We start from the raw sequence: 15,022 nt of genomic DNA on the forward strand, positions 1-15,022 counted from the left end.
CATTGCTGTCTTCTAAGGAACTGAGATGTTTCAGAATGTCGAATACTATCCAGGAGATCCTATATTAGGTCTGATGGATCAATACAAACAGGATTCGCGCAGCCATAAAGTGAATCTGGGTGTAGGTGTTTATTATGATGATACTGGTCATGTACCTGTCCTGGAATGCGTTAAAACCGTAGAATCGCGAATGGTTGAACAGCATCTGCCGCATGATTATCTACCCATGGACGGGCTGCCAGGTTATCGACAAGCCTGCCAAAGGCTATTGCTCGGCAGTGAACATGAAGCCATTAAAAACGGTCGGGTTGCCACTATTGCCAGCCTTGGCGGTTCTGGCGCTTTACGCATAGGTGCAGAATTTATTCACCACTGGTTCCCACACGCAAAAGCTTACGTCAGCGATCCTACCTGGGGCAACCACATCAGTATATTTGAGGGCTCAGGAATAGAAGTACATAAATATCCCTACTATGATCCTGAAACCATCGGCATTAAATTTACAGAATTAAAACAGTTTCTTCAACAACTGGAAGCAGGCAGTATTATTTTGTTACATCCCTGTTGCCACAATCCTACCGGTGTTGATCCTACTCACCAGCAATGGGATGAACTGCTGGAAATTATCAGACAACAGCAATTAATACCTTTTATGGACATAGCATATCAGGGATTTGGTGACGATATTGATACTGATACCTATGCTATTCGCAAAGCTGTTGATATGGGCTTATGTGTTTATATCAGTAATTCATTTTCCAAAAATCTATCCATGTATGGTGAACGTATTGGTGGTCTGAGCATAGTCTGTCCTACAGCTGAAGAAGCCCGCCTGGTACAAAGTCAGCTCAAATTTACTATTCGCCGTTTATATTCAAGCCCTCCCGCATACGGTGGCCACATTGTTGACCATGTGATGAATAATAGTCAATTATTTCAACAATGGGAGCAGGAAGTTTACGCCATGCGCGACCGTATTCGTGCCATGCGCTCTCGTTTGTACGAAGTATTGCAGACTAAAATCCCAGAACGCGATTTCAGCTATTTCATTAAACAGCGTGGCATGTTCAGTTTTACTGGCTTAAGCCCCCAGCAGGTAACACGCTTAAAAAGTGAATTTGGCGTGTATTTAGTCGAAAATGGTCGCATGTGTATGGCCGGTTTAAATAGCAGCAATATAGAATATGTAGCCAATGCAATGGCTGAAATATTGAAATAAAAGCGCTTTCTAAATGATAAAAACTGGCTGGTTTAACTTATTACCAGCCAGTTTTTTTAATGAAAAATGTTAAATTAGATCTAAAATTAATTATTTTCATTTATCTTTGAGGTAGCAAATCGGCGCACCCGAAAAGCCAAAGCAATATTCATTACACCAAACAATGCGGCATAAACACCAATAACCCATGTCAGTGCGATACCGCCTTGTACAGGATTAACAAACAAAATAATACCTACCAAAACCGACAATATACCCGCAACAATCATCCATCCTTCGTTATGAATAGATTGACGCAAACGAATAGCAGCGATGATCTGCAATATACCACTAACTAATGCCCAGATTGCAATCAATGTAATCAAAACCAGCCAAGTTATTCCCGGGACAAAAAAAGTCAGCATACCAGCCAGAATACTGACAATACCCCAAATCAGCATCAGCCACCAATCCTGATGCGTCTGGCGACCACTGATAGCAATTACTACGCCCATCACTCCATCGACCAAAGCATAAATGCCAAAAAACATTACCATGATCAAAATGGATATAAATGGATAAAACCACGTCAGTAAACCAAAAATTAAAGCCGCAATCCCACGTATCAGTATTACCCACCAGTTTTCAGACAGTAAATTAGCCAATGGACTACGAAAAGAAAGATTATTCACTATATTTCCTCTATTTAAATATAAACCACAAATAATAAATTTTAAAACCCAATATTTCAGCAAGCTTATTGATAACGCCTTCCCTGATATAACAACCAGCCATCAGCATGACGGTGAGCGGGATCATGATGTGTCCAATGTATCAGGCCACCACATTCATTACTAATATATTCACCAGTAAAAACAACCTTATCTCCGCGCTGCAAACCCTCTAATCGGGGCGCCAGATCAATATTATGTACTACCAAAAGAGTACCATTATCAGTCTTGAGTATAAATCGCTGATGACGAATACCCTTATTATCATCGGGCAAGGTTTTAATCACATTACCCTCTCCATATACCTGTACCTTATCCAGATTTTCATTTTGAGCCTGCTGAACAGGAATCGCTCCCAACACCGGACTGCTGGTCGATGGTGCGCCGGTAAAATTATTCCGAATCGATTTAAAAGATTCTACTATCTGCTCTTGCGCATGACTCTTTTGCTGTTCATCCACCGTGCCATATTGCCACCACCAGAGGCCCAATGCCACAATGACCAATAAAATAATATTTTTCATAGCGAGGAATTTATATGGCCCACTTGTAAACACTTAAACCATCATACAAAATGTAATTACAGATAGCAAAAATATTAATAGATTCAGGCAAAAAAAACAGGCTACCCGGAAAAACGGGTAGCCTGTACAGCAAGCAAAAAATTGATTTATTTCTTATAAGCCAATGCCGCCTTGATAAAAGCAGTAAACAAAGGATGGCCATTCTTCGGCGTTGAAGTAAATTCAGGATGGAACTGACAGGCAAAAAACCAAGGATGATCCTGCAATTCAATAGTTTCCACCAATTGCTCATGTCCCGTAGATACACCACCAATTACCAGACCTGCCTGCTGTAACTGAGGCAAATAGTAGTTATTAACTTCATAACGATGACGATGACGCTCACGAATTAGCTCATTACCATAAATAGCTCTGGCCAGAGAACCGGCAGCCAACTTGACTTCCTGCGCACCTAAACGCATTGTGCCACCCAGATTAGTATTAATATCACGCTTTTCAATCTGGCCATCGCGATCCTGCCACTCACTAATCAAGGCTACGACAGGATGCTGAGTTTTCAAGTTGAATTCAGTTGAATTGGCGCCTTCCAGATTTGCCACATCACGCGCATATTCAATCAGAGCAATCTGCATACCCAAACAAATACCCAAATAAGGTATTTTCTGTTCACGTGCATAGCGTACAGCAGCAATTTTACCTTCCACCCCACGAGTACCAAACCCGCCTGGAACCAGAATAGCATCCATATCCTGCAAACAGGCTGTTCCATCTGTTTCCAGAATTTCACTATCAATATAGTGAATATCTACATCCGTTTCAGTTTGAATACCGGCATGTTTTAATGCTTCGGATAAAGATTTATATGACTCAGTCAAATCCACATACTTGCCCACCATGGCAATTTTTACTTTATGCTTCGGATGTTGTACTGAGTAGACAATCTTGTTCCATGCAGTCAAATCAGCCTGCTGAACATTCAGTTGCAATTGTTCACAGATAATACTGTCAATACCCTGATCATGCAGCATTCTCGGTACTTCATAAATACTGTCTACATCATAGCAGCTGATAACAGCACGTTCTTCAACATTACAGAACAGAGCAATCTTGCGTTTTTCTTCTTCCGGCATTGGCCGATCCATACGACAGATCAGCACATCCGGCTGGATGCCGATTTCACGTAATTCCTTGACAGAATGCTGTGTTGGCTTGGTTTTGATTTCACCGGCAGCGGCAATAAAGGGAACATAAGATAGATGAACAAAAAGAGTATTCGCTCTTCCCTGCTGGCTACGCATCTGTCTGATAGCTTCCAGAAAAGGAAGAGATTCAATATCACCTACCGTGCCACCGATTTCCACAATAGCAACATCATAGCCGGCAGCACCTTCATGAATCTTACGTTTAATTTCATCAGTAATGTGCGGAATAACTTGAACTGTTCCGCCCAGATAATCACCACGACGCTCTTTATGAATTACACTTTCATAAACCTGACCAGACGTAAAATTGTTGCGCTTTTGCATAGTGGCATCAATAAAGCGCTCGTAATGCCCTAAATCCAGATCAGTTTCAGCACCGTCCTCGGTAACGAATACCTCACCATGCTGAAAGGGGCTCATTGTACCCGGATCAACATTAATATAAGGATCCAGTTTAAGCATGGTCACTTTAAGACCACGAGATTCCAAAATAGCAGCAGTAGACGCAGCGGCAATGCCTTTACCCAGTGAAGAGACCACACCGCCAGTCACAAAAATAAACTTGGTCATGACAATCAGCAGGAAATTGAATTTAGCATTTTAGCCGAAACCAGCACTAAAAGAAAGATATTACCAGTCACAGACTGTGCAAGAATATGCAATAATCCCGTCATCCAGATTGGCGTAACATTCACGGCTGTGGCATAATTAGCCACCGTAATCCTTAAATTTATATTATGTTGCAATCTGGACATATTTTCATTGTTTCTGCTGCTTCCGGAACAGGCAAAACCACACTGGTATCACGCCTGAGTGCCAATCAGCCGGATATCCGTATTTCTATTTCCCATACCACCAGAATGCCGCGTGAAGGAGAGCAAAATGGTGTACATTACCATTTTGTCAGCCGTAGTGAATTTGAGGAAATGATTGCAGGCAATGCGTTTATTGAGCATGCCAATGTATACGGCAACTATTACGGCACCAGTTTAAAAGCAGTAGAATCATTAACACAGCAGGGCTACAACGTTATCCTGGAAATAGATGTTCAGGGAGCAGAACAGATCCGTCGTTTACTGCCAGAAGCAACCAGTATTTTTATTTTACCCCCCTCAATGACTGAACTGACCGAACGTCTGCAAAACCGTGGCACTGATAGCGAAGAAGTCATTGCCTACCGTCTGGAAAAATCACGCGAAGAAATTGAGCAAAGCAAGCTGTTTGATTATGTAATTGTCAATCAGGAGCTTACTCAGGCAGAGCAGGATTTACTGGCAATTATTCGCTCGGTTGGATTACGTGCACAAGCACAAAGTCAAACAATTACCCGGATTCTAACCGGAGAATAATTTTTTTAAACTATTTCTTACTTACCTGATATCAGGATTGGAATTCAGATTATGGCTCGTATTACTGTAGAAGATTGTGTCGGACGCATTCCCAATCACTTTGACCTAACCATGATTGCCGCTTTGCGTGCACGCCAGCTAGCCAATGGTGCTACCGCACTGGTCGACGAAGATCATGACAAACCCACTGTAATTGCCCTGCGTGAAATTGCCAGCGGACAAATTGGAACAGAATTACTTAACCAGCAAAAATAATACAGGCAAATAGCCATGTTTCCACCCAGCCTACCCTATAAACCGCCAGCAAACCAATGGCGTGATAAACTGTTTTCACACACAGAATATCTAAACAAACAGGAACGCTGGAAATTACTGGAACAGGCTTGTGCCTATATTTACTCTCTGGCAGAGCAAACTGGCAAAACTGCGCTACTTGAACGCAGTTTTGCCATTACTACATCACTGGCTGAAAACCAGCACCGTGTACAAGCACTTACAGCAGTTTTAATCAAAACAGCTTTCGAGGATTTATCCATCACTTCTACAGATAACCATATGCCCAGCGAAGCTATGGGTCCTGTAGGCATGAAGATTTTTAATGGGATTAATACTTTATCACACACCAGCATAGCAACCCAGCTGGAATGCTGTCAGCAGCAAATAGAAAACAGTTATCAGGCCATTATTGCTGAAGCACAGAATAAACTTCTGAATATTGCTTCTTACCTCAGCAAAGAAGACTTAAATCTGCTTAATAAAGCATGTGAATTTGGTGCCATTGCGCATCAAGGGCAATTTCGCAATAGCGGCCTGCCTTATATTACTCACCCTCTGGCAGTTGCCACCCAACTGGCAGAATGGCACGTAGACATACAAGCTTTATGTGCCGGCGTACTGCATGATGTACTGGAAGACACTGGTACTACCAAAGAAGAAATCATTGCAGCATTTGGCGAAACCATCGCCAATATGGTTGATGGATTATCGAAGCTGGAAAAGCTCGAATACAATAGCCAGCAGGAAGCTCAGGCCGAGAGCTTCCGCAAACTGATAATGGCAATGACTCAGGATGTCCGCGTAATTATCGTCAAATTGTCAGACCGATTACACAACATGCGTACATTATCGGCAAAAAAACCAGCGAGCCGAAGACGCATTGCCCAGGAAACCATGGAAATCTATGCACAACTGGCTAACCGAATCGGATTAAATCACGTTTATCGTGAATTGCAGGATTTAGCCTTCAGGCATTTATATCCCCATCGCTATGAAGTTCTGGCAAAAGCCATTCAATCATCCCGGCGTAACCGACGCGACGTAGTCGGTAAAGTATTGCGCGCCTTCAGCCAGCGTCTGGTCAGCGCCAATATCGAAGCACAGGTAAGAGGCAGAGAAAAAAACCTTTACAGCATTTATGAAAAAATGCGCCGCAAAAATCTGCACTTTGCTGACGTAATGGATATTTACGCTTTCAGAGTCATTGTCAACAACATTCCTGCCTGCTATACCGCCTTAGGTGTTTTGCATAATCTTTATAAGCCCAAACCCGGGCGAATCAAAGATTACATTGCCATCCCCAAAAACAATGGCTATCAAAGCCTGCATACCATTCTGATTGGGCCATATGGCCTGCCGATAGAAGTACAGATACGCACCCATGAAATGGACACCATAGCCGAACGCGGCATTGCCAGCTACTGGATGCATAAAGATGGCGAACAGAATAGCTTTGATCAGGCACAAATGCGCACCAACCAGTGGCTGCAAAGCATTCTCGACATTCAGGCTCACAGTGCCAATGCCATTGAATTTCTTGAGCATGTAAAAACTGATCTGTTTCCGAATGAAGTATATGTTTTCACCCCCAAAGGTAAAATCATCACCTTGCCAGAAGGGGCCACACCCGTCGATTTTGCCTATGCAGTGCATACCGATATTGGCAACCGCACCGTATCAGCACGCATCAACCATAACCTGATGCCATTGCGCACCCGTTTACATACAGGTGATACAGTAGAAATCATCACCTCAAGTAATGGCCATCCCACACCAGCGTGGCTAGGCTTTACCGTATCCAGCCATGCACGCAGCGCCATCCGCAGCCAGATAAAAAAAATGAATCGTTGCGATGCCATACGTCTGGGTGAAAAGCTATTACAAAAAGCACTGTCCAGCCTGTTGCCAGAAAATGTTTTACTGTCCGACAGCCTGAAAGACAAATATCTGGCTGATTTGCGCCTAAAAAACACCTCATTTGAAAACATCCTGTGCGAAGTTGGCATGGGATTACTGCAACCTGTTTCAGTGGCCATGCATATTGCCGAGCTGGCAGGAGAACACTTTAACAACACCATCAAACTGGCACCCATTAACCTCACCGGCAATGAATCAGCACATATTCATCTGGCCAAATGCTGCCACCCTATTCCCGGCGATGCCATCAAAGCACTGCTGATTAAAGATGAGGGAATCATCATACATCGTGATACCTGCAACACCATCCTGAAAACAGATCCCGAGCTTCAACTGGATGCCAACTGGGATATCATGCAGGCAGACAACTACCAAGTCACCCTGTGCCTGAATGCTATCGATAGCCATGGTCTGCTGGCCACCATCGCTGAGGCCATCTCCTCCAATGGAAGCAACATTAAATCGGTAGAAACCACATCAAAAAAACTTGAAGGCGTGGAAGGATTTATCGAATTTCGCTTTGTATTACAAGTAAAAGACTTAGACCAGCTCAACCTGATTACACGCGATCTGCACTCCATACCCCAGATTCGCCGAGTAAACCGTATCTAACACAGATATTTGTAGAAAATATCAGTATCAATCGATTCAATATCATCTTGACGACACAGATTTAATCAGCCATAATTAAACCTTATTTATTTAAAATAACCATATATCTGTTTATACTTTTACATACAGATATAGCCATCATTTACACCTTGGGAGGTGATGTTGTAGACGGTTATGCGGTACCGTAAACACCGCCTTTGCCATCAAATGGCAGTAATTCAGTATTTACCATACTGATTAATAAATCAGTAACAAAATTAATTTACTCAGGAAAAAACATGCCTTCTGTACGTGTAAAAGAAAATGAACCTTTTGAAGTTGCAATGCGCCGTTTCAAACGCACTGTAGAAAAAACCGGCCTGATGACCGAACTACGTGCACGCGAAGCTTACGAAAAACCAACTACCGAACGTAAACGCAAAAAAGCGGCAGCCGTAAAACGTTTGCAGAAACGCTTACGCAGCCAGCAATTGCCACCAAAATACTATTAATTGGTTAATTGGTATCGCCGGCTCATAAAATCTTGTAGCTGGGTAAACACCATTGAAAAAACAATACCGCAGGCTATTGCTTGCGGTATTTGCATTTTAACGAGTAAAAACTGTAGCAAACCAGAATCACAGCAGTAAACTACCAACTATCAATTCACTTAATACTTATTCATTTCATTGCGAGCATCCATTATGAGCCTAAAACAACAATTGCAGGAAGACATGAAAACAGCCTTGCGCAACCATGACTCAACTACCCTGTCTACCATTCGCATGGCACTGGCTGCAATAAAACAGATCGAAGTAGACGAGCGAATCGAAGTAGACGATAGTCGCTTCACAGCAATCATCAGCAAGATGGTCAAACAGCGCAAAGAATCTGTACGTATGTATACTGAAGGTAGCAGAGATGATCTGGCCGAAAAAGAGCAGGCAGAAATCAACCTGCTACAACAATACCTGCCTAAAATGCTAGATGACACCGAAATCGAAGCCGCAATCAAAGATGCCATTGCCAGCGCAGGTGCCACACAACCAAGTGACATGGGCAAAGTAATGGGTGTTTTGAAAAAAACACTGGCTGGCAAAGCCGACATGAGTGAAGTCAGCAAAAAAATCAAACAGCTTTTAGCCTGATAATTAACAACAGCAGCACAAACAAACCTAAAAAACAGGTTTTAAATCTTTAGCATAGAAGTAGACAGGCGTAGTTGGCATGATACCAGGCGAATTTATTGACGAACTATTGAATAAAATCGATATCGTCGACGTAATCGAAGAGTTTGTACCGCTGAAAAAAAGCGGAGCCAACTACATGGCCTGCTGCCCATTTCATAAAGAAAAATCGCCCTCCTTTTCCGTTAGCCCCACCAAACAGTTTTATCACTGCTTTGGCTGTGGCGTGCATGGTTCCGCCATAGGCTTTATTATGGAATATCAGGGACTGAGTTTTCAGGAAGCCGTACAGTTTCTGGCCGACCGTATTGGCACAACCGTCCCAAAACAGGCCGGCAACAGTAATCCACAGGCACAAAAAGCACACAAACAACAACAGCAAACCCTTGAGCAAACCACCGCCGCAGCCGCCACCTACTATCAGCAGCAACTAAAAACCTCATTGCGTGCCCAAAATTATTTACAGCAACGCGGCCTCAGTGACGAAATCATCATACATTACGGCCTCGGCTATGCCCCGGATGACTGGCAGGCACTAGCCAAAGTCTTCCAGCCCTATCCAAGCAATGCACTAGTAAACAGCGGCATGGTTATCACCAAAGATGACCGCCATTACGACCGCTTTCGCGATCGCATCATGTTTCCCATCCGCAGTACACGTGGCCAGATAATCGGATTTGGTGCCCGCATCATTGAAACCGGCGAACCTAAATACCTCAACTCACCAGAAACCCCCTTATTTGATAAAGGCCGAAACCTGTATGGCCTGTATGAAGCACGAGCTGCAATCAAAGAAGCCCAACGAGTACTGGTAGTAGAAGGGTATATGGACGTAGTCGCACTGGCACAGTTTGGTTTGGGCTATGCCGTAGCTGCACTGGGCACAGCCACCACAGCCGAACATGTACGCCTATTAATGCGACAAAGCGATCACATCTATTTCTGCTTTGATGGTGATACTGCCGGCAAAAAAGCCGCCTGGCGCGCATTAGAAAATGCCTTGCCCCAGCTAAAAGATGACAAAATTTTACACTTCCTGTTTTTACCGGCCGAACACGACCCCGATAGCTACGTACGCAGCCATGGTTTAAAAACCTTTGAAGACGCTTTACTCAATCAAAGCCTGCCATTATCAGCCTACTTCTGGCAAACCTTGACTGAAAACATCGATCTCAACACACAAGAAGGCAAAGCCGAACTGATTAAAACGGCCAGCCCCTTACTGGCACAAATCAAGGCACCGGCATTGTCTTTCCTGCTCCGTCAGGAACTTAGCCAGAAAGTAGGCATAGACGAACATAATCTGGCTCAGCTACTGGGACAGCAGCAACCCAGACAACCGGCCATACAACAGAAAAATTACCGCTTACCCCAGAATACATTCCGGCAGCCCCCTGTCATGTCACTGGCACAAAAGCAGATACGCGCACTATTGATAAATCCACAATGGGCCGTATATATAGAACTACCAGAATATCTCGACCTGCACGGCGACTATGCATGCCTCGCTGCGCTGGCCGAACGCATACAAGCCTCCGTTACACCACTGAACAGCGGTGCCGTGCTGGAACTGATGCGTAACACAGAATTTGAACCCGTCATCCGGCAGATTATCCATGACTATCTGGATTCACCGGATGTTATGCAGCCAGGAAATGAAGATGACTGCACCACGTTCAAACAGGGCATGCAAAAATTACTGGACAACCTTAAGACACAGCAGATTGATGCGTTGAAGCGCAAACTCCAGCATGGAAAACTAAGTGCCGACGAAAAACAGTTACTACTGCTGCTCTTAAGCCCGCCCAAAATACCGTCAGCATAGAATGACGACCATTACAACCGCTTGCAGCGACAAAGCCGCTGCAAATACATCGAGTAAACCATGGCAAACTCAACACTGAAAAAGACTACCATCGATACCAGCCAAGAGCAGGATGACGCACGCCCATTAACCGCAGAAGAACAGCGCGCCCGTTTGCGCCAGCTCATTATTCAAGGCAAAGAACGTGGTTACATCACCTACGCCGAAATCAACGATGCCCTGCCTGACGAAATGTCAGATGCAGATCAGATTGACAACATTGTTTCCATGATTTCTGGCCTCGGCATTCAAGTTACCGAAGAAGCACCTGATGCCGAAAGTCTGTTGATGGGCGACAACACCGCCAACATGACCGACGATGATGCAGTAGCTGAAGCAGAAGCAGCACTGTCCAATGCAGATAACGAATTCGGCCGCACTACCGACCCCGTACGCATGTATATGCGCGAAATGGGACAAGTAGACCTGCTAACCCGCGAAGATGAAATCATCATCGCCAAAAAAATCGAAAATGCCCTGCGCAACATGATTCAGGCCATTTCCGCCTGTCCCGGTTCAGTTGCAGAAATACTGACCCTCATCGACGCCGTACGCAAAGATGAAATCAAAGTAGATGAAGTAGTCGAAGCCATCGTCGACCCGCATGAAGAACTACTGGACGAACTCGGCCTAGGACTAGACAGCAAAAGCGACGATGCCGAAGTTGTTGATGACAGCGACGACAGCGTAGAAGTTGACGACGACTCTGAAGAAAGCGACGAAGAAAACGCAGCACTGGCCGCATCCGCTAATCTCGAAGAACTGCGCCAGAAAACCCTCGAACATTTCGACGGTATTCAAAGCCTCTATGAAGCCATGGTTGCCGCCTTACAGGAAAAAGGCAGCCAGCATGCCGACTACCTCAAACTGCAACAAGAAATTGCCGAACAGCTATTGCAAGTGCGTTTTGCTACCCGTCAGATAGAAAGCCTGTGCGACAACCTGCGCATGCGCGTTAGTCAGGTACGGCAACTCGAACGCGACATTCGCGATATCGCCCTCAACCGAGTACACATGGAACGCGACTACTTTATCAAAAGCTTCGCCAACCGCACTACCGATCTGGGCTGGGTAGATGAAGAACTCTCCCTGAACCGTGTCTGGAACGAAGCCCTGCGCCGCTTCCAGTATGCCATCATCGAAAAGCAAACCGAACTGGCCAACCTCGAACAAACCGCCCAGATTTCACTGGACGAACTCAAACAGATTAACAAAAACATGGTCAAAAGCGAGCAGGAAACAGCCGCGGCCAAGCAGGAAATGATTCAGGCCAATCTGCGTCTGGTTATCTCCATTGCCAAAAAATACACCAATCGCGGCCTGCAATTTCTCGACCTGATTCAGGAAGGCAACATCGGCCTGATGAAAGCTGTAGACAAATTCGAATACCGGCGTGGCTACAAATTTTCCACCTATGCTACATGGTGGATTCGTCAGGCCATCACCCGCTCAATTGCAGATCAGGCGCGTACCATCCGCATTCCGGTGCACATGATTGAAACCATCAACAAAATGAACCGCATTTCCCGCCAGTATTTACAGGAAAACGGTGAAGAAGCCGATTCCGCCAAACTGGCTGAACTGATGGAAATGCCGGAAGACAAAATCCGCAAAATCATGAAAATCGCCAAAGAACCCATTTCCATGGAAACACCGATTGGCGATGATGACGATTCACATCTGGGCGACTTTATCGAAGACGCAAACAATGTAGCACCAGCAGATGCAGCCATGTACTCTAGCCTGCGTGAAGTAACCAAAGATGTACTCGAAAGCCTCACCCCACGCGAAGCCAAAGTACTGCGCATGCGCTTTGGCATCGACATGAATACCGACCACACCCTCGAAGAAGTCGGTAAACAGTTTGACGTTACCCGTGAGCGTATTCGCCAGATTGAGGCCAAAGCCCTGCGTAAACTGCGCCACCCTACCCGCTCCGACCGGCTGAAAAGCTTCCTCGACAGCGACGAAAACAAACAGTAAACTTTTTATCTTTTAAAACCAAAATCATCCGCGCACAGCGGATGATTTTTTATGTAAAACCTTGCAATAGCAATCCATCTTGGCTACAATACGCGCTTCACGGGTCTGTAGCTCAGGGGTTAGAGCAGGGGACTCATAATCCCTTGGTCGTGGGTTCGAACCCCACTGGACCCACCAAAAAACCCCACCAAATTTTGCATCAGGCAGAATTATTATCAAAAACCGCTATCAAGCGGCTTTTTTATTCCAACGCAGTCCAAAAATCAACAATCAGGCAAAAAACTAATTATCCAACCTAGCCGCTAGTATTCTTCTTCTCAGCACTACCGATAACCCACAAAATAAAATAAGCAGCCACATAAAACAGCTCAGATAAAAAATCCTGATAATAGCTTTCTTTTGCCAATTAGCAAACATTTCACCATTACCGCCAATAGCTTCCTTTCGACGATTTCTCAATTAATAGCTCAAAATAAGTAACAACAACTTTAAAGCCTTATATTGCATTGTGAATTGTCAAATAGTTAACAAATTAAAAGACAAATAATAAATCAAAACAAAAAACAATTATTTATCATTTAGTTATATTTAAAAAAGAAAGTATTATTGATTTAGAAAAAACCAAAACTCTCTTGTCCACTGCTGACACCTTAGATATAGAATACACCAACCACCTAAGTAACTCCAACCACCTGAAAGCAAAATAATTATTTTAATATGGCTAAAACAATAGCCATAATTGCCATAACAGGAAATTACTAAATTACACATAATAACCAAAGCCACAATAACAATACTAATCAGCTCATTAATAAGCAAGCACTGTCAAAAACAAATACCCAAAATAAAAAAGCGTATACCTCATACTTCTTCCACGTATAGGCACCAAATTAATCGAAAGACTACATTACCAACACAATCTTGGAGTTGAAAATTAACCTAGAATTGCGATAGTCAGACAGTAAAAAAAGAGAATATTGCAGCAAACTTACCCTAATATTCATCAATCAGCAAAAAAATTCAACTAAACAATTTCCAAGCTATCAGATCAGTTATTCTGAGCTTTTAGAGGAAATTGGCTTCCATTTGGTGTAAAAAAATTAGAACAGCTTCAAAAAATTTTAAGTTGGCTACACACATTAAAGACCTTCAATTTATCGCTATTTCCCTGCACAGCCTTGTAGTAGCGGCAATATCATGCTATGAATCCAACCGTCGTATCTGACAGCGTAAACCAAGTGGCTGAGCAATATAATTTAATATTCACATTAGCAGAGCGCATTAGAAAGATGTACATGGATTTAAGTGCTAACTTACCAAACTTTAATGCCGTTGAAAGTTACTGATTACCACTACCTGCAACTAATATTATTACCCAAAACAAAAAATCCTCTTTTCACATATAAATTGTCAACCGCATAGAAAAGATTTATACTTCCGAATTGATAGAAATATGGCAGAAAAATTAATATTTTTAATAATTAAGTAGTTAATTTAATATTTAATTAGTGCCAGCTCAAATACAATCTGGCCGTTAACCGCTTTTCATTCAGTATTTATCCCATTAAGCCAACATCAATACTTTTAATCACTTAAAAAGATTGCTCATATTTAAACGCATTTTGGAAAAAAACATAATCTAATAGCATAGACACATAAAAAGAACCAAGCCAACAAAATAGCTTAAACCAAGCTATTTAGAATCCACAATCACAATATTTTAGCCTTTTTACAAAATCCAAATGGCATATATATTTTAAATATTCCATATCCTTATATACTTATATCCAAAAACTGTCGAAAATACCTTTCGAACCAGCCCAATTTATTCCACCAAACACCAAAAACCTGCTAAATATTGAGAATGACCATATAAATATTAAAAAAGCATACCTTCCTTATCTTCATAGTTGCAAAATTAACACACCTATTTATATTTTTTGTTATCTTTATTTATAGCTAACAATACCACCAATAAAGGCTCTGAATCTAATTACATACCAAAAACATAAAATATCATTATCAATAAATTACAAAAACTTCTATTAACATTTATAATCTTATTAATATTGTCTTGACTGTTTTAACCTGAAAAGTATTGTTTTATTGAGTACAACTATTAACTTTTCACTCCTTACCATATATAGCATAAAAAATGAGTATTCTTATGAAAATATTACCCTTTTTTCATCACCTTCAC

General features: G+C 42.8%; 11 protein-coding genes and 1 tRNA gene. 9 read left to right on the top strand and 3 right to left on the bottom strand.

Annotation, left to right across the window (positions count from 1 at the left end; genetic code table 11):
- The first annotated feature begins 25 nt into the window (after nt 1–25).
- Complete coding sequence (locus tag BGI33_RS01790) at nt 26–1,219, top strand: amino acid aminotransferase (RefSeq protein WP_100089682.1); 1,194 nt, start codon at nt 26–28, stop codon at nt 1,217–1,219.
- A gap of 86 nt (nt 1,220–1,305) precedes the next feature.
- Here the strand turns inward: BGI33_RS01790 and BGI33_RS01795 are convergent, their stop codons facing one another.
- The 3 genes from BGI33_RS01795 to BGI33_RS01805 all read right to left on the bottom strand — a co-directional run bounded on the left by BGI33_RS01795 (nt 1,306) and on the right by BGI33_RS01805 (nt 4,225).
- Entirely contained in the window at nt 1,306–1,953 is a 648-nt protein-coding gene (locus BGI33_RS01795; protein ID WP_218965099.1) for an HdeD family acid-resistance protein, read from the bottom strand.
- Between the two features lie 2 nt (nt 1,954–1,955).
- Complete coding sequence (locus BGI33_RS01800) at nt 1,956–2,453, bottom strand: DUF3465 domain-containing protein (protein ID WP_100089683.1); 498 nt, start codon at nt 2,451–2,453, stop codon at nt 1,956–1,958.
- Nucleotides 2,454–2,599: 146 nt separating this feature from the next.
- A complete protein-coding gene (locus BGI33_RS01805) occupies nt 2,600–4,225 on the bottom strand; it encodes a CTP synthase (protein ID WP_100089684.1) in 1,626 nt (541 codons plus the stop codon).
- A 167-nt stretch (nt 4,226–4,392) separates the two neighbouring features.
- On the opposite strand from BGI33_RS01805, the gene gmk reads away from it, so the two are divergent.
- From gmk to BGI33_RS01845, 8 genes are all read left to right on the top strand, one after another.
- On the top strand, nt 4,393–5,004 hold the full coding sequence (gmk, locus tag BGI33_RS01810; protein ID WP_100089685.1) for a guanylate kinase: 612 nt from the start codon (nt 4,393–4,395) through the stop codon (nt 5,002–5,004).
- 51 nt (nt 5,005–5,055) lie between these two features.
- Nucleotides 5,056–5,259, top strand: a complete 204-nt coding sequence (gene rpoZ, locus BGI33_RS01815; protein ID WP_100089686.1) for a DNA-directed RNA polymerase subunit omega — start codon at nt 5,056–5,058, stop codon at nt 5,257–5,259.
- Nucleotides 5,260–5,274: 15 nt separating this feature from the next.
- On the top strand, nt 5,275–7,809 hold the full coding sequence (locus BGI33_RS01820) for a RelA/SpoT family protein (protein ID WP_100089687.1): 2,535 nt from the start codon (nt 5,275–5,277) through the stop codon (nt 7,807–7,809).
- 278 nt (nt 7,810–8,087) lie between these two features.
- A complete protein-coding gene (rpsU, locus tag BGI33_RS01825; RefSeq protein WP_100089688.1) occupies nt 8,088–8,300 on the top strand; it encodes a 30S ribosomal protein S21 in 213 nt (70 codons plus the stop codon).
- A 192-nt stretch (nt 8,301–8,492) separates the two neighbouring features.
- Nucleotides 8,493–8,936 carry a GatB/YqeY domain-containing protein gene (locus BGI33_RS01830; RefSeq protein ID WP_100089689.1) on the top strand — a complete coding sequence of 148 codons (444 nt, stop codon included), beginning with the start codon at nt 8,493–8,495 and terminating at the stop codon, nt 8,934–8,936.
- Nucleotides 8,937–9,015: 79 nt separating this feature from the next.
- Nucleotides 9,016–10,800 carry a DNA primase gene (dnaG, locus tag BGI33_RS01835; protein WP_100089690.1) on the top strand — a complete coding sequence of 595 codons (1,785 nt, stop codon included), beginning with the start codon at nt 9,016–9,018 and terminating at the stop codon, nt 10,798–10,800.
- A gap of 60 nt (nt 10,801–10,860) precedes the next feature.
- A complete protein-coding gene (gene rpoD, locus BGI33_RS01840) occupies nt 10,861–12,822 on the top strand; it encodes an RNA polymerase sigma factor RpoD (RefSeq protein WP_100089691.1) in 1,962 nt (653 codons plus the stop codon).
- A gap of 101 nt (nt 12,823–12,923) precedes the next feature.
- Nucleotides 12,924–12,999, top strand: a tRNA-Ile gene (locus tag BGI33_RS01845).
- Nucleotides 13,000–15,022: the final 2,023 nt, after the last annotated feature.

It is taken from the genome of Snodgrassella alvi (assembly GCF_002777425.1).
GTDB classification, from domain to species: domain Bacteria; phylum Pseudomonadota; class Gammaproteobacteria; order Burkholderiales; family Neisseriaceae; genus Snodgrassella; species Snodgrassella alvi_B.

Excerpts from the sequence above, each read along its gene's own strand:
- BGI33_RS01800 (WP_100089683.1), bottom strand. The coding sequence starts at position 2,453 with ATGAAAAATATTATTTTATTGGTCATTGTGGCATTGGGCCTCTGGTGG.
- BGI33_RS01830 (WP_100089689.1), top strand. The coding sequence starts at position 8,493 with ATGAGCCTAAAACAACAATTGCAGGAAGACATGAAAACAGCCTTGCGC.
- BGI33_RS01820 (WP_100089687.1), top strand. The coding sequence starts at position 5,275 with ATGTTTCCACCCAGCCTACCCTATAAACCGCCAGCAAACCAATGGCGT.
- dnaG (WP_100089690.1), top strand. The coding sequence starts at position 9,016 with ATGATACCAGGCGAATTTATTGACGAACTATTGAATAAAATCGATATC.
- rpoD (WP_100089691.1), top strand. The coding sequence starts at position 10,861 with ATGGCAAACTCAACACTGAAAAAGACTACCATCGATACCAGCCAAGAG.
- rpoZ (WP_100089686.1), top strand. The coding sequence starts at position 5,056 with ATGGCTCGTATTACTGTAGAAGATTGTGTCGGACGCATTCCCAATCAC.
- gmk (WP_100089685.1), top strand. The coding sequence starts at position 4,393 with ATGTTGCAATCTGGACATATTTTCATTGTTTCTGCTGCTTCCGGAACA.
- BGI33_RS01790 (WP_100089682.1), top strand. The coding sequence starts at position 26 with ATGTTTCAGAATGTCGAATACTATCCAGGAGATCCTATATTAGGTCTG.
- rpsU (WP_100089688.1), top strand. The coding sequence starts at position 8,088 with ATGCCTTCTGTACGTGTAAAAGAAAATGAACCTTTTGAAGTTGCAATG.
- BGI33_RS01805 (WP_100089684.1), bottom strand. The coding sequence starts at position 4,225 with ATGACCAAGTTTATTTTTGTGACTGGCGGTGTGGTCTCTTCACTGGGT.